The sequence below is a fragment of the Oleidesulfovibrio sp. genome, assembly GCF_047973035.1.
GTDB lineage: Bacteria > Desulfobacterota > Desulfovibrionia > Desulfovibrionales > Desulfovibrionaceae > Oleidesulfovibrio.
This window is the reverse complement of record NZ_JBKEBF010000031.1, coordinates 64667-88062: the sequence shown is the minus strand read 5'-3', so window position 1 is coordinate 88062 and position 23396 is coordinate 64667. Positions and strand designations below refer to the sequence as shown.

Sequence of the window (23396 nt, the reverse complement as noted above, 5' to 3'; positions counted from 1 at the left end):
AAAAAGGGGCCGCAGCCCCTTGCAATACGCCATTGCAGACTAAGATCAGTCGCGCATGGCTTCTTCAATTTCGGTGACGGTTTTGGGGATGGGCTTTCCAAGCACGCGGGGGCCTTCTGCCGTAACAAGTACGTCGTCTTCAATGCGTATGCCACCGAATCCGATCCAGTCGCTGACAGCGCTGTAATTGATGAAATCTGCACAACGGGCTTCACTCTGCCAACTTTTGATAAGGTCAGGGATAAAATAGAGGCCGGGTTCTACGGTCAGGACAAAGCCTTCACGCAGAGTGCGCGCCAGACGCAGCCCGCGAAGCCCGAACTGGCCGGAGCGTTCAAGTTCATCAGCATAGCCGACATTATCTTCGCCCAGACTCTCCATGTCGTGTACATCCAGACCCATCATATGCCCGAGGCCGTGGGGGTAGAACAGAGCGTGCGCGCCAGCTGCCACGGCATCTTGTGTGTTGCCGCGCATCAGCCCCGCGTCTTTCAGCCCGTCCACAATCGTTGCTGCGGCAGCAAGATGTGCATCAACAAAACGCCTTCCGGCTGCGGCCTGAGCTATGCCGGTCAGCTGCGCAGCAAGAACAGTCTCGTACAGCGCTTTTTGTCTGCCGGAAAATGTACCGGATACAGGCAAGGTGCGGGTTATGTCTGATGCATAGCGTTTTGCTGATTCCGCTCCGGAGTCTATAAGGAGCAGATCGCCCGCCTGCATTATGTTGTCATGATTGTGATTGTGCAGGGTTTCGCCGTGTACGCTGAGTATGGTGGGAAACGAATGTGCTCCCGAACCGGCGGACGCGGCTATGCCACGCAACATGCCGTACAAGGTCCGCTCGGATATTCCCGGACGGGCAGTGCGAAGCGCTGCTGAGTACATGGCATGGCTGATATCAAGGGCCGATTCTATCTCTGTCACTTCTTCCGCTGTTTTTATGCTGCGTACTTCAACCACTGCCCGTATCAGCGTTTGCGAAACATGATGGTTACTGTCAGCAGAAGCGAAGCCGGTAACGCGCGCTAACATCTCACGGGTTTCTGCGCGATACGCAGGCAGGTGATGAATAGTTCTGCCACTGCTTACGGCTTTGTTTGCGTAGGTCTTGAGGGCTGCGATATCTCCGCCCCATGCTGCGCCTACGCGTTCTGCACGCTCGACCATGGAGGGCACAGGGCCGGACCAGATTATGTCATCCATGGAGGCATCGCGTCCCCACAGTTTAGCCTCGCCGGAGTCAATGTCGATGGTAGCGGCAATGTTGGGGGTGTCGTGCCCGAAAAAATAAAGAAAAGAGCTGTCCTGTCTGAAATCGTAGCAGTTGTGGGGATAATTGACGGGAGACTCTGTATGTCCGGGCAGCAGTATTATGCCCGAAGCAGCACGTCCCATTATGTCTGTTAGGGCAGCACGGCGCTGGGTGTAGGTCGGTATATCAAAAAGCGTGCGAAAAGGCATAACAACTCCTTGTACGGTGATCGGTACGCTGTTGTGGTGTCAGACGCTATCCGAAGCGGGAGAGCTTGAAAAGAGCTGACAATTGTAAATTGTTTTTTGGAATGGGAACGTCGAAAAAAATGGGATTGAGATAATATGTTAACAATTCAGACTAAAATGGTCTGAATTAGGAGTTTGAGATACGCTTTGTAGGTTTTGATATTGAGATAGTGATTGTTTATTAAGGTGTTATGTGCGTGTTTGGTTGCTGTTGTGCTACTATTGACAGCCGATAGCGTTACAGCTAAAGCGGCTGAAACAGATTATCAAATTCATTTTCAAAAAATGAGGAGCGACAATGAAAAAAGTACTGACTCTGGGGATAATGACTTTATTATTTGCAGCTTGGAACTCAGCTGCCTTTGCCTCTGAAGTAGTGGTTTACTCTGCGCATAAAGAGCATTTGATCAAGCCCTTGTTTGATGCGTATACGGCGGAAACAGGGGTAAAAGTGAAATATATCACGGCAAAAGCCGGTGCCTTGCTTGAGCGTATCAAGGCCGAAGGTGACCGGACTTCCGCGGATATGTTCATGACCGTGGACGCCGGTAATCTGTGGCATGCAGCCAATGAGGGCGTTTTGCAGCCTGTTTCTTCAGAAGTGCTGGAAAAAAAACATTCCCGCCCACTTGCATGATCCGCAGAATCTGTGGGTTGGCCTATCTGTGCGCGCCCGTACGATTGTTTACCATAAAGACCGCGTGAAACCGGAAGAGCTAAGTTCGTATGCGGATCTGGCAGAGCCGCAGTGGAAGGGACGTCTTGTGCTTCGCACCTCCAAAAAAGTGTACAACCAGTCTCTTGTGGCTTCTTTGATTGCAGAGCGCGGTGAAACAGAGGCCGAACGAATTGTAAAAGGCTGGGTAGACAACCTTGCTGTTGCTCCCTTCTCCAGCGACACCAAGACGCTGGAGGCTATGGTTGCCGGTGTGGGCGACGGTGCAGTGGTAAACACGTATTACTTTGGCAGGTTGCTGAAGGATAATCCCGAGTTGCCGCTTGCCATTTTCTGGCCTGACCAGAGCGGAGCCGGTGTTCATATAAACGTTTCCGGAGCCGGTGTGACAAAGTATGCCAAAAACAAAACCGAGGCAGTGAAGCTGCTTGAGTGGCTTTCTTCGGAAAAAGCACAAGGCCAGTTTGCAGCACTCAATATGGAATATCCGGCTAATCAGGCAATTGCGGCCGACTCTGTTGTTGCCGCCTGGGGCGATTTTAAAGGGAATTCTATGAACGTGGCAAAGTATGGTGAATATCAGGCTGATGCAATCAAGCTGATGGATCGTGCAGGCTACAAATAGTATGGCCCGGGCTTTGTTTATTCATCGGGCGAAAGAAGGGGCGGCCTTCTTTCGCCTTGTTGCACGATTCGGCGACTCTGGCTGGTATGGCGGGGCGTTGGTGCTGGCTGCCTTTGCAGCTACCCCGTTGCTGGTTTTACTGGCACGGCTGTTTATGCCGGAGCATGGTGTCTGGCAGCATCTGGCAGAAAATGTGCTGGGCGATCTTGTGCTCAATACGGTGTTGTTGTTGGGCTGTATTATTCCGCAGACACTTGTTCTGGGTGTGGGGTTAGGCTGGCTTACAGGTGCCTGTGAATTTCCCGGAAGGCGTTTTTTTGCGTGGGCTCTTGTGCTGCCTTTTGCTGTCCCCCCGTATGTTTTTGCGTTTGTCTATCTGGGAATGTTTGATTTTGGCGGGCCGGTGCAGACTGCTTTGCGTGCAGCGTTCCCTGCTGTTGGCTTCATTGATATCCGTAACGTTTCCGGGGTGTCTTTTATCCTTTCCCTTGCATTCTACCCGTATGTATACCTGATGAGCCGTAGTGCTTTTATGACGCAGGGGCGCACGGCGCTGGAAGTTGCCAGAACTCTGGGACAGTCTCCGGCAAGGGCGTTTTTTACAGTGGCGTTGCCGATGGCACGCCCTTTTATTGCAGCAGGCCTGTTGCTGGTATGTATGGAGACACTGGCAGATTTCGGCGCGGTGTCTATCTTTAACTACGATACATTTACCACTGCGATTTATAAGGCCTGGTTCGGCATGTTCTCTCTGTCGGGTGCTGCGCAGCTTTCCTCGGTGCTGGTGGTGTTTGTGCTTTGTCTGATTGTCTCAGAGCAGTTTTTGCGCCGCCGTATGCGTTTTTCCGAGGCAGGCAGAACAAACAGAAGTGAACGGCTGGTTTTACAGGGGGGCTGGAAGTGGGCGGCTTTTAGTGCGTCGTTGCTCGTATTTATTGTTTCGTTTGCACTGCCTTGCCTGCAGCTCGCTGTCTGGGGGGCGCAAGCCCTCGGGGACGGGGTGCTGCGCTATGTAGAGTACGCGTTCAATACGTTGCTGTTGGGAATAGGGGGAACGGTTATTGTTGTCGCAGCAGCTTTGCTGCTGGCTTTTGCACGCAAAAGCCACGGCGGGCTGTTTATAAATTTTTCTGCAAGAATTGCGACTCTCGGCTATGCGTTGCCGGGAACTGTTCTGGCTGTAGGTATTTTTATCCCCGCTGCATGGCTGGATAGTCAGTTGCTGAATGTAGCTGAACGCCTGACGGGGCTTTCATTTTCTCCTTTTGTACAAGGCTCCGTAGGGTTGCTGGTCGGCGCCTATTGTATCCGCTTTCTGGCAGCGGGTTATGGCTCTGTGGATAGTGCGATGCAGCGGATAACTCCATCCATCGGTGATGCGGCGCGCTCTCTTGGCGTAACCGGCTTTTCCATGTTGGGGCGGGTGTATCTGCCCATGCTCAAAAAAGGCATGATCACTGCGGCCATTTTGGTTCTGGTCGATATTATGAAGGAAATGCCGATTACTCTGATGATGCGGCCTTTCGGCTGGGATACGCTGGCGGTCAAACTGTATGAATATACAGCAGAGGCAGAATGGCAGCTTGCGGCCATTCCTGCTGTGGCGCTGATAGCCGCGGGAGTTGTACCGGTACTGTTACTTACAAAACAGATGGAGGAGGCTTGATGCCCTGTAATCCGCTATTACAACTTGAACATGTTAATAAATATTACGATTGCCTTCATGTGATAAAGGATGTGTCTTTTACTCTGGAACAGGGTGAAATCGGCTGCCTTCTTGGACCCAGCGGATGCGGAAAGACTACTCTTTTGCGGACGATTGCAGGTTTTGAGCGGATTGCATCAGGCAGAATAAGTATTGTCGGTGTCGAAGTCGCCGGAAGCGGCTTTTTACCGCCTGAAAGGCGGGGTATAGGGATGGTGTTTCAGGACTATGCACTGTTTCCGCACCTTACAGTGGCGCAAAATGTTGCCATTGGTCTGCGAGGTCTGTCCCGGCAGGAACAGCGGCAGAGAGTGAAGTCGCTATTGGAAACTGTGGGGCTGGGTTCCGAGCATGGCCGTTATCCGCATGAACTGTCCGGCGGTCAACAGCAGCGGGTTGCGCTCGCCCGGGCACTGGCGCCGGAACCTGCCTTGTTGCTTATGGACGAGCCTTTTTCAAACCTTGATGTAGCGTTGCGTGAAAAATTATCAGCAGAGATCAGAGATATCCTTAAGGAACGCTCTATGACCGCGTTGATGGTGACACACAACCAGAACGAAGCGTTTGCCATGGCGGACAAAGTCGGGGTGCTGGCGTGCGGAACCATGCGACAGTGGGGTTCGCCGCTCGCAGTGTATCAGCACCCTGCAGATGCCGTGGTTGCTTCTTTTATCGGTGAAGGAACGTTGTTATGCGGGGCTATGAGTGCTGATGGTACGGTGAGTTGCGCATTAGGAACTGTTGCTGCCGGAAATTGCTCTGTCAGTAGTTCCGGAGAGCAAGTGGTTGCGCTTATACGTCCAGAAAATATTACTTGCAGTGATACCTCTGGAACGCACGTGCGCGCGGTCAGTCGAACTTTTCGCGGACATAATAGCTTGTACACGTTGCAGGTTGAAAGCGGGGAGGAAATTCAGGCGCTTTTTTCCAGCACGATGAATTTGCAGACTGGGCAGAGAATTTCAATATGCCTGAATGAAAACAATCTTTCCGTTTTTCCTGTGTGTAATGACTGATTGCGAGCGGCTCGCGATAGCTATTTAAACTGCTTACGTGGTTTTTTGGCAACTACTGCCTATATATCATAAGGAAGGTCCGTTTTTACACGCGTAGGGACGGACCTTTTTTATAGCCGGAGGAAGGTTATGGGTAATGTGTAACCTGACACTCTGTAATGTGTGTGTGGGCTTATTTGATAAAAAGCAGTGTGTGGGTGGATAGCTGTACATTTTGTATATTTGAAATGATTATGAACTGTTATTGGAATGTACTGCTTGGGGAGTGTCGAATGTGATAATTGTAAGATGTGACTTAGTACATTCTGCGGCATCAGGTTTGCATGTCTTTTATAGTGTGCTCGCATATAGAGTCTGGCGTGTAGTTATAATTTGTGGCGCTGTGTATATGTGCAATATGATAGTGTTGCATAGCGTAAAACGCATGTGGTTTTACTGTATATGTGGTGCCAACCACGTTGCGGGAGGGGCTTTTTATGGTAAGTCTGCATCGGAAAAAACATAAGCACAGCAAGTTGCACGCGAGGAGCGCTTCAAAAATGCTGCTTAAGCTGTGTATGGCGTCCTGCTGGATCCTTTTGGGATGGTCAGTAGCCTATGCTTTTGCCGGCAGCCTTGCTGCGATTTTGCCTTACGGCTTGGCTGTGACTGCTTCCGGCGCCGCCTACGCCGGTTGGCTTGCGTATAAGTATTCCTCCGAGAAAAAAGAAATTGCCCAGCAGCTTACCGATGTGCTGTATGAAGAATCCAGATTGATGGAGCGCCTGAGAAAAGCCGAAGAAGATCGGGCACGCCAACAGGAAATAATGAAAGCGGCTGCAGCGGTAGATGCAGCTACCGGTCTTCCTAACGAGCAGTTATACAAGTTGTTGCTGGATAAAGCGTGGGCACACTGTCGTAGAGGCAATAAGCCCATAGCACTGGTAAGCGTACGCGTAGATATGTTTGAAGAGCTAGTGGAAACAAAAGGACATGAACGCGCTGCAGAGTGCTTGGCAAAGGTGGGGCAGGTTTTGAATTACAGCTGCCGCAGACCGATGGATGTGTGTGCACATCTGGGCGGGGCCAGTTTTTCCATTGTGTTGCCTGATACGGATATGAAAGGAGCGCAGGTAGTGGCCACCAATGTTCGCGGCGAGCTGGCAAAGAGCGGAATTCTGAACCCCCGATCAATTGTAGGGATTTATGTAACTCTTTCTATGGGGCTTGCCACTGCACATCCGCTTACCGATTCGTTAAGGCTGCATCTTGAAAATGTTGCAGCCGAGAATCTGGAGCAAGCTTTAAAGCAAGGCGGATCAGGCTGTTATCCACCGTTAGAAGACTGATATGTATCAAGGGCAGGTACGAAAAGCAGGAAGCTGAAGCTCCTGCTTTTTTTATTGTGCGACAGGACTTACAACGATTGTCTGGCAAGTCTGTTTTTCACTTTGTCTTTGTACATATTCCTGTCAGCCGTCTTCATCAGCTCGTTTACTGTTGTTCCGTCGTCAGGATAGTGTGCAACGCCGATACTGCAGAACACAATAAAGGTATCTTGCTGCAAGTTCATGGGGTGGGCCAGCTCTTCATGGATTTTAGTAACAATTTGCTGCGTTGTGATTCCGGGAGAAACGGCTGGCAGCAGTGCAAGAAATTCGTCACCGCCGAAGCGGGCGACTGTGTCTGATTTGCGCACTGTATTTTGAAGTCGTTGCGCAACTTCACGCAGCAGGTCGTCGCCGACTATATGCCCGAAGTTGTCATTAACTTGCTTGAAGTTATCAAGGTCTATAAAAAGCAGCGCAAACCTGCTCCCTTCCCGTCGGCAACGACGCATTTCCAGTGACACGCGTTCTGCAAACAGTTGTCTGTTAGGTAATTGCGTTAACGCATCATAAAAGGCCTGTTGTTCCAAGGCCGCTTCTGTTGGTTTGAGGTCTGTCTCACGCAATGTCAGTGCGTAACCGATTGCTTTGTTGCCTTCTGCAAGAGTCGTCAATGTGCAATTTATATGTGTTACGTCAGAATCAGGTAGCGGTAGAGTAAACGAACAGGGTACTTGAGGCGGGCAACGGCCCAGCGCATCCTGCACGGAACGGAAGAAGTCGATACTGAGCGCCAGAACGTGCAGCTCTTTACCTACAGGGTCGACAGGGGAGAACGCATGAAGGAGGTCACGGGCCGGACGACTGCAGAAAATAATGCCCCGCTCTGGTGATATACCAATGATTCCTGTGCGCAGATGTGTTGCAAGATAGCTTTCCATTTGAGCAAGGCGCTGTGCGTGAGTGCGGATTTCCTCAGTCAGCATAGCCCGCTGCGAGTCCATCAGGTGGCGCATTGAGCGTGCCTCACGAAGGCGTAACGCATGTTCAAGCTGCCTTTTATCAAAAAGCCCTGCCGGTCCTCCATTTTCATCTACAGTAAGAATAAACGCGCTGTTGCGGTGTTGTAGTGCTTCAAGAGCGCTGGCTACGCTTGTTTCCAAAGCGAGCACCTGCGCCCCCGGCAGGCTGAGCATGGAAAGGGGGGTAGTCCACGGATCATCCGTACTTTCAATTAAAGCTGCTACGTCTGTACGGTCAACTACAGCCGGTGCTGCATGCTCTCTCATGATCAGTAAGAGATTATTTTTACTTTTTGCCAATATTCTCATGGCATTAAGAAGTGGTCCCTCTTCAGAAAGCGTCTCATAAGACAAAGTGAGTATTGCTGAAATGTCAGCAAGTTGTAGGGGGGGCTGGTCAAGACAATGAGACAATTGCCGCCGGTGAAACGTTCCTTTTAATGTGCCATCTTGTGCTATGACAATGAGATAGGGGGCGCTACTGCCGTTAAGCGTCTGCCTTATGGTTTCTTCCGAGGCATCTTCGCTTACCTGCAGAAAGTCATCTGAACATACTTTGGAGGACGGAAGGGACAGAAAGTCTTTTTTTGATCCGGCACTGACAAGCAAATCAAGCGGGCGCAGGACGCAATGAGGTTTACCGTATTTTGTAATGACGATGACCTCTGCACCCTGACGAAAATATTCCAGTGCTTCTATGCATTGTGCATCATGGGCCAGACTGGGAACAGGCTCGAATGATTTCGCTTCCTGACTGACAAGGCATGAAGTGCTAATCATTTCCATCCCCCCATCTGGCATGAAAATGGCAGTATTATCTATTAGAAGTCCTTTGCAGACACTGTTATCGGGCCACATTAGAGAAAGTGCAAAACTTAAACCAATCGTGGGGGTGAGTCATGAGGAGAATTTGTCTTGATTTACCTGACGAACTGGTGGGGGCGGTGCAAAAAGCGGCCGGCAGGCAAGGGCTAAGCCCGCCTGCCTGGATGGCGCGGACCATACAACATGCTGTTGATGCCGAAAGTAATCAGACAATGGAAGACCGCAGAAGATTTCCGCGAATTGCTGTCGGCGTAAGGGGCCGCATGCGGTTGTATGACGGCGAAACCACTGCCCATGCTGCAGTGGAAGATGTATCGCTGGGTGGTGTGCTATTAAGTGTGAAACCCGACCTTGGCAGGAATGACGGAGGGGGCGCATCATTGAAAGAAGGTGATGTGTTTGATCTGGTGTTCTCTTTGCCGGGTAATAATAGGCCGGTATTGTTGCACTGCAGGGTCCTAAGGCATACTGCGGGCGTGCATCAGCATATCGGCGCACAATTGGTGGCCGCGGAATGGGACAGTATGGCTGGCCTGCATACTTTTGTGGAGAATACAATAGCCGCAACTGCTGGAACGGTGTAACATTGATGTAAGCTTTTTCGACGCGATATTGTTTTATTTTTGGCAAGGAGCGGCCTGTGTACACCAATCTTGTATTCAAGGGCGGCGGCGTGAAAGGAGTGGCCTACGCCGGTGCGCTGAAAGTTTTGGAGCGCCACGGACTGCTCTTGCCTGTCAGGCGGGTTGCCGGTGCTTCATCAGGTGCTATGGCAGCTGCTTTTCTTGCCTTGGGTGCTTCGCCTGCTGATATGGCGGAAATTGTGCTGCGAACGCCTTTTAAGCGCTTTATGGATACTTCCGGATGGATTGGTGGAGATATAAGGCGACTACTGACAGAGTACGGCTGGTTTAAAGGAGATGTGCTGGGCCGCTGGGTCCGGTCAAATGTACAGGTACTTACCGGCAATGCGCAACTGACCTTTGGCGAACTGCGTGAACGTGCTATCGCACAGCCGGAAAAATATCGCGACCTGACTGTAGTTGGTGCCAACCTGACTTTGCAATCGCCGGAACTGTTCGATGCAGATTCCACTCCTGAACTGCCTGTGTGGGAAGCTGTACGCATCTCAATGGGCATTCCTCTTTTTTTCAAAGCCATGCGCGGAAGCCGCGGCGACCTTCTGGTCGACGGAAGCGTGACATGGAACTACCCCATAAGTCTGTTTGATCAGAGAAAATTTATGAATGGCTCAAAGCCGCCTGAAGGGGCAGAGTCTCCCGGCTTTATGATGGGGGGAGGCGTTCCGGGCGAAGTATTTAATCCTTCGACGCTTGGTTTTATGGTGGAAACCCGCGACAATGAAGAAGCGAGGATGCAACATCCTGCTGGCAATATTGAAGGATTCGGGGCCTACCTGCGTTCTATCATCGGGTTTATGACGGATGTTTCATGCAGTTCGTTCCTTTCTGAAGCAGATTGGAAGCGGACCGTATTTATTGAAGCATTAGGGGTCCGGACTACAGATTTTTCAATCAGTAAAGATATGGTAGCCCGCCTGATAGATAGCGGTGAGAAAGGGGCGGAGCTCTATTTTGAAAAAATACTACGGCAGAAGTAGATTGTGCATTTTTTCCTGTCATTGTTATAATAGTAAGTAAACAAGCTCTGTTAGAGTGTTCATGAGTCCCTATTGCTTGTGTCAGGCTCCCTTCCCACAACGCGCAGCTTGCCTAATCCCGCCAGAGTCTGGTAATATCAGACTGTCTGTAAATGCGGGATTGCCCTCATTGACTTACTGGGGATGCGCTGTATTTTCAGCACCATATTATTTGTAGTTTATTGTATGCGGGACTGCTTTCCCGCAAGCCGAGATACAGGCCAACCTGCCATAAGCAGGGCGGAAAGCCACGGGTCTACTCACAGATAGCCGGGCTGCCTCGGTTCATGCCGATGCCGTTTTCTGAGGGGGATGTGATGGCGAACGTCATGATTGTCGACAGGCAGCCGGAATTTATAAAAGTTCTGGAAACAGAACTTGCACCGGACGGGCACCAGCTTGCTGTTGCAGGGTCTGTTGCTGAATGTCTGGATAAGTGCCGCCTGAGCCCCATTGATCTGGTAATACTGGAAGATAGCTTTGCTTCCGAGGTACACCACAGCGTGGCCTCTTTCAAGCGGCTGGCTTCTTCTCCGGAAGTGGTGGTTGTCACCGATAAAGGGGACCCTCTGCTGGGTGAACTTGCATTGCTGGAAGGCGCCCTCAACTACATGGAAAAACATTCCGCGCCTCGTGCCATCCGTACTCTTCTGGGGCGTATGGGATATGTGCGCGAAGCTTCCGGTGCAGGTCGCGCGGCTCCTTACCGTTTCGGTATTGTGGGCAATTCTTCCAAAATCCTCTCTTGTTTTAATCTGATAATGCGCTCCCGCGCTTCCGATGTCAGTGTGTTGCTGGAAGGTGAAACAGGCACCGGAAAAGAACTTTTTGCCAAAGCTATCCATAAACTCAGCCCGCGTGTGGACGGGCAGCTTGTTACCGTTGATTGTGCTTCTTTGCCGGAAACGCTGGTAGAGAGTCTTTTGTTCGGTTACTCGCGCGGAGCGTTTACCGGTGCAGACGGTAACAGGGTCGGTCTGGTAAAACATGCCGATGGCGGAACGTTGTTTCTGGATGAAGTAGGCGAGCTGCCTCTTTCTGTGCAAAAAAAGTTTCTGAGAGTGTTACAGGAGCGCAGGTTCCGCCCCGTAGGTGGCGGAAAAGAAATTTCCAGTGATTTCAGATTAGTTGCAGCGACAAACCGCAACTTGCAGCAAATGGTTGAACAAGGATTGTTCCGTAGCGATTTGTTGTACAGGTTACGTACGCTTAAAATTACCTTGCCCCCTTTGCGGGACCGCGGTGAAGACGTTTTACATATTGCGAAGCATGTTGTGAAAGAGCAATGCCGTAAGTCGGGATTGCCTGATAAACGCCTGTCCACAGAGTTTCTGGATAAGCTCAAAGCGTATGACTGGCCGGGAAATGTACGCGAGCTGGTAAACATGGTTGAGAGCGCTTTTGCCATGTCGTCAGAGGAAGAGGTTATCTATACAGAACATCTGCCTCCTCAGCTTCATGCACGTCTCGTGCGGTCGTATTACAGCAACAACGACAGACCTCACTGTCCCGCATCGTCGCATGGTGCTATTCCGGTGATGAGAGAAAATACAGTTTTTGCTTCTCGACAGCAGCTTGTTGTTTCTGTTGCGGAGGCTAACGAGCCGTTTTCAGAGGGGGAAGTTGCAGCTTCTGTTGCTGCGCATTGCTCGGAATGTTTCGCAGCAGATGATGAGAAGGGTATGGCGCATCTTAGGTCGTTAGGATCTTTCCGTGAGGCTAAACGCGAGGTTACCGATTCGTTTGAAAAGGACTATCTGATCGTTTTGCGGAAAGTGACAGGGCAAGATGTGAAAACGGCCTGTCGTGTATCAAACCTTTCCCGCGCACGCCTTTATGAATTATATCGTAAACATAATATTCTTGACTAGTCCTCTGTCAGGTTACACTCATTGCAGGCATGTAACCGGAAAGCTGTTTTGGGATGTATTTTGTTCTACCTGCCGGAAGAACGGCTATAGTGAAAAAAGCACCCTCGGGTGCTTTTTTACGTAGTTGTTCCAGCAGGGAAAATCCGGCATGAAAAATGATTATCTAGTGAAAAATGTGTTTGATAATTCCCATATTAGGCATGAACCTTGAAGGTCTATTTGGTTACCATATGCCTTGCTTTTGCCCTGTGTACGATGATTTTGGCCTCAGGCAATGCTTATAGCATAATCATGCGCATGACGGGTTGAGATATATGCAGAAAAAGCGACTTATGAATCTGTTTGATAAACCGACAGGTGTTGCCTTTGTCGACACTGTGTAGAGTCGTGATCGTTGGCGGTGCAGGGCGAGGCAAGAAGTTCAAGGAGTTTGTTCAATGAAGACCCTGAGGGGGCGATGAATGCTCCTCCGAAACGGCATGTGCCGTTAATGCGGCTGTGGGACAGGTGGCATTCAAAGCTGAGTAAGTCTTGTGTCCCAGGAAGGGCGAACAGAATATCGAATGTTTTTGCAGCACCCAGTGCTTTTCCAAGTGCCTCGTATTCAACTGTAACTTCGCCGCCAAGACCGCCAAGGGATACATCTGTGATGATGACTTTGCGGTAGCTGAGAACGTTATCTTCACAGGGAACACTGATAGCAGCGGTGATATTTACAGATTTTCTGGGTGACAGACGTTTGCTTCTGTCAGACCGCTCAGCAGGGTGTTGATATGAGCTCAGGTGTGACCGGATGATATCTGCCGCAAGCTTTTCGGGAGTGCACCCGATAGTTTCGGAGATTCCCTCAAGAATTTTTACTGAAGCAGAATCAAGCTGTACCGAGAATTGTGAAGTTGTTTTGCTCATGATGCCCCGTGCGTCAGGATAAGCGAAAAGGTTAGCTGGCTTAATAGTAAATCTTTGCGACAATTGTGCCAATGAAGTATGCTGCTGTGATATGTTGCGTTATATTTGTTTGACGTATTGTTGTCCTGCCTGCTTGTACTGATATGGTTTATTCAATTTATTCTGTATGGCCCGACGCATTGCCGCGTTTCTAACCGCCAGACCGGAGAGTGCTTATGCTGGAAGGAAAAGACAGACGTAGAACTATTCGAATCAAGCGATCTTCTTTGCTGGATTGCAAGCTTGGCGATCTGGATAAACCGGCCATTAAGGTTGCAGAAACGCTTGAAGAGTACTCCGGCGCCTTCGGTCTTGTATATGATGAGTACCGCCGTGCAGGGTACACGCAGGAACACCCTTCCGGGCTGTTTTTCAATGCATGGAGTCTGCTGCCCAAGACCGCAGTTTTTATATTTAAAAGCTATCTTGAGGTGCTCAGTACCGTAACCTATATTCCTGACACACCTGAGTTTGGCCTGCCTATTGACGCGGTATTTAAAGATAAAATTGACGAGCTGCGTCAGGCCGACCGTAACGTTGTGGAGGTGGGCGCACTGGTAACACAGCGGCGGCGCAGATGGTCAAACATGATGGTTTTTCTTGCTAAAGCCATCATGCGCTATGCCGAACTGTCAGGTGCGGACGATCTGGTTGTAATGGTCAACCCGAAGCATGTGCGTTTTTACACCAACCTCATGCTGTTCAAGCCTTATGGCGAAGAGCGGTTTTATGAAAAGGTAGGTGCTCCTGCTGTCGCGCTCAGAATTGACGTTCGCGCCATCAAAGATTCACTGAAAGAAGAATACGGCGTGCCACACGGTGAGGAAGATTTTGAGACTAACCTGCACCACTTTTTTGTAGTCACTAATACTATTCTTCCCGGAGCAAAGCCTTCGTTTGGTCCTGATTCTGTTACTAAAAACAGTCCGCTCAGCCCGTATGCCGCAAACCATCTGTTGCGGGCCCGTCCTGAGGTGCTGGATTCTTTGGAAGACGAACAGCGTGATTACCTTGAGAGGGTTTACCATCAAGCTTTATTCAATGAGCATGGAGGAATCCGCAAGGATAAGACAGGGCAGGTCAGAACGCCTGCTATTATGCTGCAGAATATGAAACTGGAAGACCGTGACGTTTACACGGATACGGCTTTTTGCAGGAATCTCGGGCTGCTTGAATATGCCGAACAGCGCAAGCTGCTGAATTCGCGTGTTGCAATTGCGGGGCTTGGCGGTGTGGGCGGAGAACATCTGGTCACATTGGCGCGGACAGGTTTTGGCAAGTTTAATCTGGCGGAGTTTGACTCCTTTTCACCGGTTAACGTGAACAGGCAATACGGGGCCACTGTTTCAGCTTTCGGCAGAGAAAAGCTGGACGTGATGGTGGAATATGCGCTGGGTATCAACCCGTATCTTGAGTTGAAAACCTTTCCGAAGGGGATCAACGACGAAAATCTGGAAGAATTTCTTGAAGATGTTGACGTGGTTGTGGACGGCATCGACTTTTTTGCACTGGATATACGCAGAAAGCTTTTTAACATGGCTCTTGAAAAGGGCATTCCCGTTATTACCGCCGGCCCTATGGGATACTCCAGTGCGTTGCTGGTGTTTATGCCGGGTGGTAAAAACTTTGATGATTACTTTGACATTCATGACGGCATGAAAATGGAAGATATGCTCTTCCACTTCGCTTTGGGGCTGGCCCCCCGTCCAACTCACGTTAAATATCTTGACCGCCGTTTTGTTGATATGCGTGGCAAGCGCGGCCCGTCGATGGATATCGCATGCCGCATCTGCACCGGCATGGCAGCCACAGAGGCTGTGAAAGTGGTGCTTGGCAAAAAGCCGACCCGGGCAGTGCCTCAGTTTACACAGTTTGATCCGAGCACAGGTAAGCTGGTGAAGAGCAGGCTTTTTTACGGCTTGAAGTCGCCTCTTCAGAAGATGAAGCTTGCCATCGCAAAAGCCTTTTTCTACCCACCGGAGCCAACGGGCGCTGCCGAACCTGACCAGCCGGATATGTGTAAAGCCGGAGAACTGATTTCGCAGGAAGCCTTTGAATTCATCATTCGTGCAGGCATGCAGGCACCCTCGGGGGACAACGTCCAGCCGTGGAAGTTCCGTATCGGCGAAAATTCTATTGAAGTTTTTGCAGACAGAGAAGCTGATAACTCATTTTTCAATGTAGCTCAGGTGGCAACTCTGATGTCTTGCGGTGCAGTTGTGGAGAATATGGAATACGCCGCAGGAGCGATAGGGCTGCATTGCAATATTACCCTTGAACCGGAAGACAAAGAACCGGACTGCGTGGCTGAAATCAAGCTGGAGCCGCGCGGTGTGCCTATGTTTGAAATTGCCGAATCGTCATTGTGGCGCAGGTGCACCAACCGGCAGCCTTTATCGGTCGAGCCTGTTCCTGATGAGGTATGGAGCAGGCTGGAATCTATGGTTTCTTTGCCGACGATGTTTGCGTGGGCATCACAGGATTATTATTTTGTAGATGAGGAAAAGCTTCCTGAAGATTCCCCTGACAACAAAAATGCTTCTGCTCGAACCGGAGACGCCACGGCAGGCAACTCAGACGTTGTATTAACTGTGGCGGAAGTTGTGGCTATAAAGAAAAAGATTGAGAAAGAAAAACGTCTTGCCAAACGGCGTAAGAGAAGGATGATACTCGATAACGTGCTGAAAGGTGAACCGCTTTCAGGGTTGGAAGACTATCCTGTTCTGGCTGAAGCAGTGTTCAAGGCGGACAGGGTGCGTGTTGAGCGTAAGGACCTGCATGAATACCTTATGAAGTATATTCGGTTTGAGCCTCAGCAGGGACCATACGGTGATGGCCTTCCGTTGAAGAACCTTCAGGTAGGGGTGGCAGGCGAGCTGTTTATGCGTTTTATTAAGCCATGGAGCCGGATGGAGAAGCTGCTGAAGTACAAGAAACTTGCCGCAATCATCCCCACTTTCGGCAGGCTTTCCGTGATGCATTCCGGCGGCATAGGTTTGCTGAGCATTCCTGATACTGAAGAAAAGACGTTTGTCGAAGCAGGACGCGTTTTTAACAGACTGTGGTGCGCGCTGGAATATATGGGCTATTCTGTCCAGCCGCTGGCAGCGCTGACACTGTTGCATCTGCGTATTCGGCTGGAAGGGCCGGACGCGTTTGACCCTGAACATGTGCAGTTACTTGAAGAGGCAGATGCCGCCATTCGTAAGGTATTCAAGTTGCCTGATGCGGCCATCCCGTTGATGATGTTCCGTACCGGCAAGATGAAAAGAGTAACGCACCGTACGTTCCGCAAATCTTTGCATGAGTTGCTGAAGAAATAAACGGACATCCTGAAATAAAATGTAAAGCCGCCTTGTGTTATGCAGGGCGGCTTTTTTGCGTGAGAATGGTTTGCCTCGCAGCCAGCCTTTTAAAGGGGCTGGCAAGGGGATAGTCCGGTAGGGTAACTGTTCGGGGCTGCGTACAGTATAAAGGGCTTAAGTAAAGACGAACCGGCAGGAAATGCAGGCTGGTCCGCTTACCAGAATCCCCATGATTCTGTGGCAATGACCCATACACCAAGAACTCCGTTAGTTACGACATGAGCCAACGTGCACTGCGCGATGCTTCTGGTACGTATGAGCACAATGTTATATGAGATGCCCGCCAGAATACCGGCTACGACAAGGTGGTGCTCAAGACCGAAGAGTACTGCGGTGGCTGCAAACGCAGGCCAATGAAATACGCCGATGGCGACCTTGGTGAAGGCCGGATTGGTAACATACCGGTAAATGAACGAACGCCAGAACAGCTCCTCCATAACCGGAACCATCAAAGCGGCTCCTAGCAGGCGTATCAGAAGCAGGCTGTCACGCTGCCAGCCTGCGGGGGCGATATCCGGAGAAAAACCGGGAGGTGTTCCGATACGGGCCCACGGCTGGTCCAGTTGAATCCAGAAAGCAAAGACAACCAGACCGGTGGCTATTGCAAAAAAAGTATTGAGTCCTTTTTGGCCCCGCAGCCCCAAATCACGCAATGAGAATTCCGGACACCGCGGCAGGGCATAGCATAGGGCCGCTGTCACAATAAGAGCTTGCAGCGGGTACATGTATGATGCCAGTTGTGCCAGCTGATGCTGCATAGCCGGAATAAGGGAAAGAAGCTCACGCAGACCGATAAAGCCCATATAACACGCAAAGGGAAGCACCCGCGGAAGCATCAGGGCCATTGCGGGCTGCGGACGCTCTTTAACGGGTGCGGTTTGCAGTTCCGTTTCCGGCTCGTTCATTATTGTATGGTTCCCCTTGCAGCGCCTGCTGCCTCTTCTCTGGTTTTACCGGTGTCGATGTAGGCGTCAACACGCAGCCCGCTGATCAAGGGAGGAGTGCCGTCAAGAGTGATCAGCACTTCACGCACCCGTCTGTCCATGTGTTCCGATGGATCCCCTGTGCGGGTGTGCTTCTTGCCCATGAGCAGCTCTATGCGTGTAACTTTTCCTGTGAAGTGCGTTTGGCCGTAGGCGTCTGCCACGATATAGGCGGATTGCCCCGGTTTGACACGGGCAACGTCTTTTTCATCCACCTCAACACGTACATTAAGCGTGGCGATATCGCCGATAGTGATTACAGGACTGTCGTAAAAAAGCGAGAAAACTTCGCCGGCTTTACGGTCGATACGCAGTACCGTTCCTGAGACAGGTGCACGCAGGCGTGTTTTGGCCAGTGCTGCTTCGGCTTCGCGTACACGGGCATTGGCGCTTTGCAACTGGTACGAGGCTTTCGCAATGTCTTCTTTGCGGAACATGTCTTCAACCAGCACGAAACGCTGACGGGCTTCTTCGTACTGTTCTGCGGCAACGCGGTAGTCTTTCCACGCACGGTCCGCCTCTTCCGGCGCTATGTGCTTTTGCTCTGCCAGTTGTTCACGGCGCTTTGCTTCTTTATATGCCTGATCGCGGATGGCCCGTGCGCTGCGAACAGCTGCCCATGCTTCGCTTTTTTCTGCGGGACGCGCACCGCGGACAAGTTTGTCATACTCTGCCTGTGCTGCGGCGGATTCCGCTTCTGCGGCCTCCAGAGCAGCCTGCTGCTCTTCGTCCCGCAGCTTGGCGAGCAGAGTACCGGCTTCGATATGTTGTCCTTCTGAAACCATAACGGAATCGACGACTCCGTTGACCTCAAACCCCAGCTTACGTTCCTCGGATACAGGCTCTACCACTCCCGGCGCCACCGCCCTGCTTGCAGGGCGGGCTTCTACCTGTTCAGCAGCAGGGGTGACCTGCAACGAGGCAGCCTTGTTCTGATCAAGGCGGTCTTTTAGAAAGAAATACGCCCCGCCGGCCAGCGCAAGCAGCAATACGATGATACTTAACTGCTTCATGATGCCTCCTCGGGCGTCCGGGCAGTGTGCAGTCTGCCGTCTTCTATTCTGACAACTCTGTCTGCAAAACGGGTGATGCGGTTATCGTGCGTAACTATTACTACAGCCCTGCCGTGTTCGCGGGCCAGTGCCTGTAACAGTGCCATAATCCGAAGTCCGTTTTCAGAGTCCAGAGCTGCGGTGGGTTCGTCAGCCAATAGCACTCGCGGATCTCCTGCCAGTGCCCGCGCTATGGCCAGACGTTGCTTTTGTCCGCCGCTCAGCTTGGCCGGATACTCCGCGGCCTTATCGCTCATGCCTACATCTTCAAGGCGTTGCATGGCTATGGCTTTCGCCTTGGTTCCGCGTATGCCCCGCAGATCCAGAGCCACCAGCAAATTGCCGATGCAGTCCAGCGTGGGGAACAGGTTATATTCCTGAAAAATAAAACCGATGCTGCTGAGGCGTACCTGTGCGAGCTGCCGCTGGCTCAGCTTGCTCATGGAAACACCGTCAACTGCAATGTCACCAGACGTGGGAGTCAGGATGCCGCCCATAATGGAAAGCAGTGTGGTTTTGCCGCTTCCTGAAGGGCCCATAAGCATGAGAATTTCGCGATGACGGATGTCAAGGTCAATATTCCGCAGTGCATAGTGAACATTATCACCCGCACCAAAGGCTTTGGAAACGCCTCGTATGGAGATTGCCACATCCGTCATTATCGTTCCTTTTTATTGTTAACGGCCTTTAAATACTACAGCGGGGTCAATACGCATGACTTTGCGGATAGATATGACCGAAGCTGAAGTACACATAAGCAACGTCATGCAGAACATGCCTGTGGCAAGCTGCCACGGCAGCAGGATGGATACATCGCTTGTCGCTGTAACCGTGACAATGAGCAGACACAGGCTCATGCCGAGCGCATACCCAAGCACGGCGCTTATAAGGGCCTGCACAAGTAATATGCGTAAAATATACCCGTCAGGTGCCCCCATGGCTTTCAGCGTGGCAAATTCGGGCAGGTGGTCCATTGTTGTTGCGTATAACGTCTGCGCAACAACAACCATACCGACAATAAGCCCCAGAAACGCAGCTACTACCAGTGCCGCGCCCGCGCCCGTGCTGAGCATCCAGTATTCCCGCGTGGTGAGGCTGAATTCGGCAGTAGTAAATACATCCACGTTGCTGACATGCTTCGCTATTTCTTGACGCAGATTCTGCGGAGATACACCTTTTTCAGCGCTGGCCAGCACGTATGTAATCTGGCCCGGTCCAAAGCGCGAGTAGCGATGGCCGTTCTGGTATGCCGTGAATATATATGGTGAAGTGGTGAACGAACGGATACCTTGTGTAAATCCCATTACACGGGCTCTGCTGTCTGCAATTTCCACTTCCTGTCCCATGCTGCCAACGCCTAGCTTCTGCATGTACAAAGAGTCCATGATGACGGCATCATCAGCATCCAGCCTGCTGGCTGTGCCGCGGACAAGATTCCACGGGCCCCCCAGTCCGGTGTCCACGTCATATGCCACAATTTCTATGGATTCCTGCCCGCCGCCGGGTTTTTTCCAAAACGAGAAGTCAACAACCATGCGTCCGGCTTTTTCAACCCCCGAAACAGTCATCACTTCCTGCAACTTTGATTCCGGCATAGGCATGGCAATATCAAATGTCTTCACTCCCTTGGACGTTACCCATATATCCGCACCGCTGTTGTCAACTACACCGGAAATGGTGGTGACAAACCCCAGGAATAATCCAGCCTGTATGGTTACCAGCACCACCGCAAAGACAATACCAGTCAGGGTGACGATCAGACGCACCCTGTCATGGAATAAATTGCGGAAAGCTATTAATGTAATCATTACAGGTTATTCTCCGTAAAATTGTACACGTTGCGACAAAATCCATACTCAGATGCTGACATAAAGGCACAATTATAGTATTGAGGCCATTCTAAACGCCAATGTAACGTACAGGCAATAATTATTGTATGCACTTTCGGCGTGTTTGTGGAGGGGTCTCCTTTTTCAAGACTAGTCTTGTTTTTCCGTACTGAACTTGAGAGTATGGCAAATTCATACTGCCGTACCAAAGCCTTTAACGGCTGTGAAATCAGGCTTCTGCTGTGACTCATAGTGGGTGGCACGATTCTGGCTTTATATAGCCAGAACGTTATTTATTGAAGTTTTACTGCTGCGTCAGTCTATACTCACCTAGGGGGGGAGTGAATGAGTTTCCCTTATTATTTTCGTACTCTTGCTGTTGTGCTGGTGGTCATTACATTAGGCCTGTCCGGGTGTTCTGGAGAGACCAGTGAGGACTTTCTTGCAGAAGGGAAGAAGCTTATGGAGGAAGGCAATCCTTCGGGGGCAGTTGTCTTCTTTAAAAGCGCTCTGGAAAAAGAACCCCAGTTTTACGAAGCCAGACTGGCACTTGGCAAAGCGTATGTTGCTGCCGGAAAGCCTGAACAGGCGGAAACTGCTTTTCAGAAGTGTCTGCGGCAGAATGCCGGCGACCCCGAGCTGCGCCTTGAGCTTGCCCGTCTGTATGTTGATCAGCGCAAAAGCAGAGAAGTCCTTGAGCATGTGAATGCGTATGAAGGACTTGCTGAAAAAACTTCGGAAACTGAAGAGTTGAAAGGTGTTGCCCTTGCAATGGGTGGCAACAATCCCGGAGCAGAGGAAGCTCTGGTCTCTTCAATCACGCTTGATCCCGAGCGTATTCCCGCCCATATTGCTCTTGCCCGTCTGTACGCCAGTATGGGGAGACTTGCTGATGCACGCAAGTATGTAGGCGACGCACTGAAGATTGATCCTGTTGATTATAACGCCCTGCTGCTTTCTGCAGAGCTCAGCCGTATAGACGGAACGCCAGAACAGATTATTGCCGCGTTTCGCGAACTGGCAAAGCATTATAATAAAGATGCGTATGCACGCTACGTTATAGGTGTGCAGAAGATGAAGCTGCGTGACCTTGAAGGAGCCCGCCAGACCGCTTCCGCCATGCGCACTGAGTTTGGAGACGATGCGTATGTCCTGATGCTGGAAGGTATGATTGCTTACGCCGCTAATGATTACGAAACTGCGGCACAGGCTTTTCAGCGCAGCGTGACACAGCGGCCTACGCTGGACGGTTTTTATCGCCTCGGGCTTGCCCAGATGAATATGGGCGATCTGGAAACCGCCCTCAGCCAGTTCAGAGTTGTTCTGGACAGGCAGCCCCGTCATACCGAAGCACGCCGTATGGTGGCAGCTACGTTGTTGCGCCAGAACAGGCTTGAGGATGCAGCAGCGGAAGCGCGGCGTCTTATAGAAAATAATCCGGATCTTGTATGGGGACACTTCCTGCTGGCGTCCGTTGCTCTGGCTCAAGGCAACATGGAGCTTGCAGCAACTGAGCTTGACGAGGTTACCCGCCTTGATCCCGGTATGACAGAAGCGCATCTGCAGAAAAGCTACATTAATATTAATTCCGGCAAGCTTGATCTTGCTCAGGGCGATCTGGAAAGTGCTGTCAGCGCCTCTCCCGACAACCTGCAAGCCCGCGTGGCGCTCTTTCAGTTCAATATGGGGCGCGGCCGGTTTGATGAGGCCGAAAAAGTCCTTATGGGCGGCTTGAACAACACACCGCGTGATGCTGTTGTCTGGAGCTATATGGCCCGCATGCATCTGCTGCGCAGGCAGGAAGATAAGGCGCTTGCTGCTTTGGAAAAAGGGCAGCAGGCAGACCCTGACATGGCCGACAACTATATGGCCGCAAGCCGCGTGCATGCGGCAATGGGGCGCAACGAAGAAGCTCTTGCCCAGCTTGAACGCTACCTTGAACGTAAGCCGGACTCAGCTCGTTTCGTGCTTGTATCTGCAGTGCTCCATGAACTTCTGGGCAACAGCGAAGAAGTCGAAAAGCGGCTTGCACGTGCCAAAGAACTTGGTGACCCCGATGCCGTTCCTGTCTGGTACACGCGTCTGATGTCCAAAGGCGAAACAGATAACGCACGTACCTTGCTTGAAGATGCATATGCAGCCTCAAAGTCGTTACGTGACCTTTCGCTGCTGAGTGGTTTTTATCTGCAGCAGAAACAGGTGGAAAAGGCGGTAGCTCTTTATAACGAATATGCTGCTACTGACCCTGTTGCCGCGGCTCGGGGGCTCTTCACCATTTATACTGTGAATAAACAGTTCGATCTTGCGCTTGAACAGGCAAAGGTTCTGGAAGAGTTGCTTCCGCTGACTCCCGAAGGGGCTCTGCAGGAAGCCGCCACTCTGGAAAGAATGGGCCAGCCCGAAAATGCGCTTGCCCGTCTTGATAGTGCCTACAAGCAGTACCAGACGCCTGATCTGCTGATTGCGCAGGCTTCTGTTGCCATGCGTATGAATAATATCGCTAAAGCGGAAGCGTTTATCCGCACCTGTCTGAAGGCTTCGCCTGATTACGCCCCTGCCCGCATTGCCGCCAGTGAACTGGCACACCAGCAGGGCCGGCTTAAAGAAGCGGCAGAAGGGTATGAAAATGTACTTCAGCGTGATCCGAACAATGCGATCGCGATGAATAACCTGTCCATGATCTACGTGCAGGATAAGGCTACGGTTAACCGTGCGTTGCAGTTGGCACTGACTGCATATGTGCGTCAGCCTGACAGGCCCGAAGTTATGGACACTCTCGGCTTGTGCCTTACGGCAGCAGGGCGACCCGCAGAGGCCGTGCGGGTTCTTGAGCGCGCCAGCACCCTGATGCCGGACGATCCGGCCATTCGCTATCATTTTGCAAAAGCGTTAGCGGCTTCCGGCAACACGGAAAAAGCGTTGCAGGAAGTAAAAATAGCTCTTGGCAAAGATGAATTTTCCGAGGCAGGGGAAGCCCGGAAACTTCTGAAAAGGCTGGGAGGGTAACCTGAC

The 23396-nt window shown here is 51.2% G+C and carries 17 protein-coding genes and 1 riboswitch; of the genes, 10 read left to right on the top strand and 7 right to left on the bottom strand.

Annotation, left to right across the window (positions count from 1 at the left end; genetic code table 11):
* Window positions 1-45: 45 nt before the first annotated feature.
* On the bottom strand, window positions 46-1461 hold the full coding sequence (locus ACK5LI_RS09180) for an aminopeptidase P family protein (protein WP_416948485.1): 1416 nt from the start codon (window positions 1459-1461) through the stop codon (window positions 46-48).
* Between the two features lie 337 nt (window positions 1462-1798).
* On the opposite strand from ACK5LI_RS09180, the gene ACK5LI_RS09175 reads away from it, so the two are divergent.
* The 5 genes from ACK5LI_RS09175 to ACK5LI_RS09155 all read left to right on the top strand — a co-directional run bounded on the left by ACK5LI_RS09175 (window position 1799) and on the right by ACK5LI_RS09155 (window position 6850).
* Complete coding sequence (locus ACK5LI_RS09175; protein ID WP_416948483.1) at window positions 1799-2137, top strand: extracellular solute-binding protein; 339 nt, start codon at window positions 1799-1801, stop codon at window positions 2135-2137.
* A complete protein-coding gene (locus ACK5LI_RS09170) occupies window positions 2061-2801 on the top strand; it encodes an extracellular solute-binding protein (protein WP_416948480.1) in 741 nt (246 codons plus the stop codon). The genes ACK5LI_RS09175 and ACK5LI_RS09170 overlap by 77 nt, the downstream gene beginning before the upstream one ends.
* Window positions 2785-4467, top strand: a complete 1683-nt coding sequence (locus ACK5LI_RS09165; protein WP_416948477.1) for an ABC transporter permease — start codon at window positions 2785-2787, stop codon at window positions 4465-4467. The genes ACK5LI_RS09170 and ACK5LI_RS09165 overlap by 17 nt, the downstream gene beginning before the upstream one ends.
* Entirely contained in the window at window positions 4467-5522 is a 1056-nt protein-coding gene (locus ACK5LI_RS09160; protein ID WP_416948475.1) for an ABC transporter ATP-binding protein, read from the top strand. The genes ACK5LI_RS09165 and ACK5LI_RS09160 overlap by 1 nt, the downstream gene beginning before the upstream one ends.
* A 539-nt stretch (window positions 5523-6061) precedes the next feature.
* The gene (locus tag ACK5LI_RS09155) at window positions 6062-6850 is read left to right on the top strand and encodes a diguanylate cyclase domain-containing protein (RefSeq protein WP_416948473.1); all 789 of its coding nucleotides are present in this window, start codon (window positions 6062-6064) and stop codon (window positions 6848-6850) included.
* Window positions 6851-6918: 68 nt separating this feature from the next.
* Here ACK5LI_RS09155 and ACK5LI_RS09150 read toward each other — a convergent pair whose 3' ends face one another.
* Window positions 6919-8631, bottom strand: a complete 1713-nt coding sequence (locus ACK5LI_RS09150; RefSeq protein ID WP_416948470.1) for a diguanylate cyclase domain-containing protein — start codon at window positions 8629-8631, stop codon at window positions 6919-6921.
* Between the two features lie 119 nt (window positions 8632-8750).
* Here ACK5LI_RS09150 and ACK5LI_RS09145 point away from each other — a divergent pair, with 119 nt between their 5' ends.
* From ACK5LI_RS09145 to ACK5LI_RS09135, 3 genes are all read left to right on the top strand, one after another.
* Entirely contained in the window at window positions 8751-9260 is a 510-nt protein-coding gene (locus tag ACK5LI_RS09145) for a PilZ domain-containing protein (RefSeq protein ID WP_416948468.1), read from the top strand.
* A 56-nt stretch (window positions 9261-9316) separates the two neighbouring features.
* Window positions 9317-10297 carry a patatin-like phospholipase family protein gene (locus tag ACK5LI_RS09140; RefSeq protein ID WP_416948466.1) on the top strand — a complete coding sequence of 327 codons (981 nt, stop codon included), beginning with the start codon at window positions 9317-9319 and terminating at the stop codon, window positions 10295-10297.
* Between the two features lie 249 nt (window positions 10298-10546).
* Window positions 10547-10619: riboswitch (cyclic di-GMP riboswitch) on the top strand.
* 34 nt (window positions 10620-10653) lie between these two features.
* Entirely contained in the window at window positions 10654-12207 is a 1554-nt protein-coding gene (locus ACK5LI_RS09135; RefSeq protein WP_416948464.1) for a sigma 54-interacting transcriptional regulator, read from the top strand.
* A 330-nt stretch (window positions 12208-12537) separates the two neighbouring features.
* On the opposite strand, the gene ACK5LI_RS09130 is transcribed toward ACK5LI_RS09135, so the two are convergent.
* Complete coding sequence (locus ACK5LI_RS09130) at window positions 12538-13116, bottom strand: PilZ domain-containing protein (protein ID WP_416948462.1); 579 nt, start codon at window positions 13114-13116, stop codon at window positions 12538-12540.
* 215 nt (window positions 13117-13331) lie between these two features.
* On the opposite strand from ACK5LI_RS09130, the gene ACK5LI_RS09125 reads away from it, so the two are divergent.
* Window positions 13332-16478, top strand: a complete 3147-nt coding sequence (locus tag ACK5LI_RS09125; protein WP_416948459.1) for a ThiF family adenylyltransferase — start codon at window positions 13332-13334, stop codon at window positions 16476-16478.
* A 197-nt stretch (window positions 16479-16675) separates the two neighbouring features.
* On the opposite strand, the gene ACK5LI_RS09120 is transcribed toward ACK5LI_RS09125, so the two are convergent.
* The 4 genes from ACK5LI_RS09120 to ACK5LI_RS09105 are packed head-to-tail and all read right to left on the bottom strand — an operon-like array spanning window position 16676 to window position 20363.
* Window positions 16676-17425, bottom strand: a complete 750-nt coding sequence (locus ACK5LI_RS09120) for a CAAX prenyl protease-related protein (RefSeq protein WP_416948457.1) — start codon at window positions 17423-17425, stop codon at window positions 16676-16678.
* Window positions 17425-18516 (bottom strand): HlyD family secretion protein, encoded by a 1092-nt coding sequence (locus ACK5LI_RS09115; protein ID WP_416948455.1) that lies wholly within the window; start codon window positions 18514-18516, stop codon window positions 17425-17427. Before ACK5LI_RS09115 ends, ACK5LI_RS09120 begins: the two co-directional genes overlap by 1 nt.
* On the bottom strand, window positions 18513-19214 hold the full coding sequence (locus ACK5LI_RS09110; RefSeq protein ID WP_416948453.1) for an ABC transporter ATP-binding protein: 702 nt from the start codon (window positions 19212-19214) through the stop codon (window positions 18513-18515). Before ACK5LI_RS09110 ends, ACK5LI_RS09115 begins: the two co-directional genes overlap by 4 nt.
* Before the next feature lie 18 nt (window positions 19215-19232).
* Window positions 19233-20363 (bottom strand): FtsX-like permease family protein, encoded by a 1131-nt coding sequence (locus tag ACK5LI_RS09105; protein WP_416948451.1) that lies wholly within the window; start codon window positions 20361-20363, stop codon window positions 19233-19235.
* Between the two features lie 366 nt (window positions 20364-20729).
* On the opposite strand from ACK5LI_RS09105, the gene prsT reads away from it, so the two are divergent.
* Entirely contained in the window at window positions 20730-23390 is a 2661-nt protein-coding gene (gene prsT, locus ACK5LI_RS09100; RefSeq protein ID WP_416948449.1) for an XrtA/PEP-CTERM system TPR-repeat protein PrsT, read from the top strand.
* Window positions 23391-23396 lie beyond the last annotated feature (6 nt).

Bases quoted from the DNA above. Each gene is read 5' to 3' on its own strand.
- ACK5LI_RS09180 (WP_416948485.1), bottom strand. From the start codon at position 1,461: ATGCCTTTTCGCACGCTTTTTGATATACCGACCTACACCCAGCGCCGT.
- ACK5LI_RS09175 (WP_416948483.1), top strand. From the start codon at position 1,799: ATGAAAAAAGTACTGACTCTGGGGATAATGACTTTATTATTTGCAGCT.
- ACK5LI_RS09170 (WP_416948480.1), top strand. From the start codon at position 2,061: ATGCAGCCAATGAGGGCGTTTTGCAGCCTGTTTCTTCAGAAGTGCTGG.
- ACK5LI_RS09160 (WP_416948475.1), top strand. From the start codon at position 4,467: ATGCCCTGTAATCCGCTATTACAACTTGAACATGTTAATAAATATTAC.
- ACK5LI_RS09155 (WP_416948473.1), top strand. From the start codon at position 6,062: ATGCTGCTTAAGCTGTGTATGGCGTCCTGCTGGATCCTTTTGGGATGG.
- ACK5LI_RS09150 (WP_416948470.1), bottom strand. From the start codon at position 8,631: ATGATTAGCACTTCATGCCTTGTCAGTCAGGAAGCGAAATCATTCGAG.
- ACK5LI_RS09145 (WP_416948468.1), top strand. From the start codon at position 8,751: ATGAGGAGAATTTGTCTTGATTTACCTGACGAACTGGTGGGGGCGGTG.
- ACK5LI_RS09135 (WP_416948464.1), top strand. From the start codon at position 10,654: ATGGCGAACGTCATGATTGTCGACAGGCAGCCGGAATTTATAAAAGTT.
- ACK5LI_RS09130 (WP_416948462.1), bottom strand. From the start codon at position 13,116: ATGAGCAAAACAACTTCACAATTCTCGGTACAGCTTGATTCTGCTTCA.
- ACK5LI_RS09125 (WP_416948459.1), top strand. From the start codon at position 13,332: ATGCTGGAAGGAAAAGACAGACGTAGAACTATTCGAATCAAGCGATCT.
- ACK5LI_RS09120 (WP_416948457.1), bottom strand. From the start codon at position 17,425: ATGAACGAGCCGGAAACGGAACTGCAAACCGCACCCGTTAAAGAGCGT.
- ACK5LI_RS09115 (WP_416948455.1), bottom strand. From the start codon at position 18,516: ATGAAGCAGTTAAGTATCATCGTATTGCTGCTTGCGCTGGCCGGCGGG.
- ACK5LI_RS09110 (WP_416948453.1), bottom strand. From the start codon at position 19,214: ATGACGGATGTGGCAATCTCCATACGAGGCGTTTCCAAAGCCTTTGGT.
- ACK5LI_RS09105 (WP_416948451.1), bottom strand. From the start codon at position 20,363: ATGATTACATTAATAGCTTTCCGCAATTTATTCCATGACAGGGTGCGT.
- prsT (WP_416948449.1), top strand. From the start codon at position 20,730: ATGAGTTTCCCTTATTATTTTCGTACTCTTGCTGTTGTGCTGGTGGTC.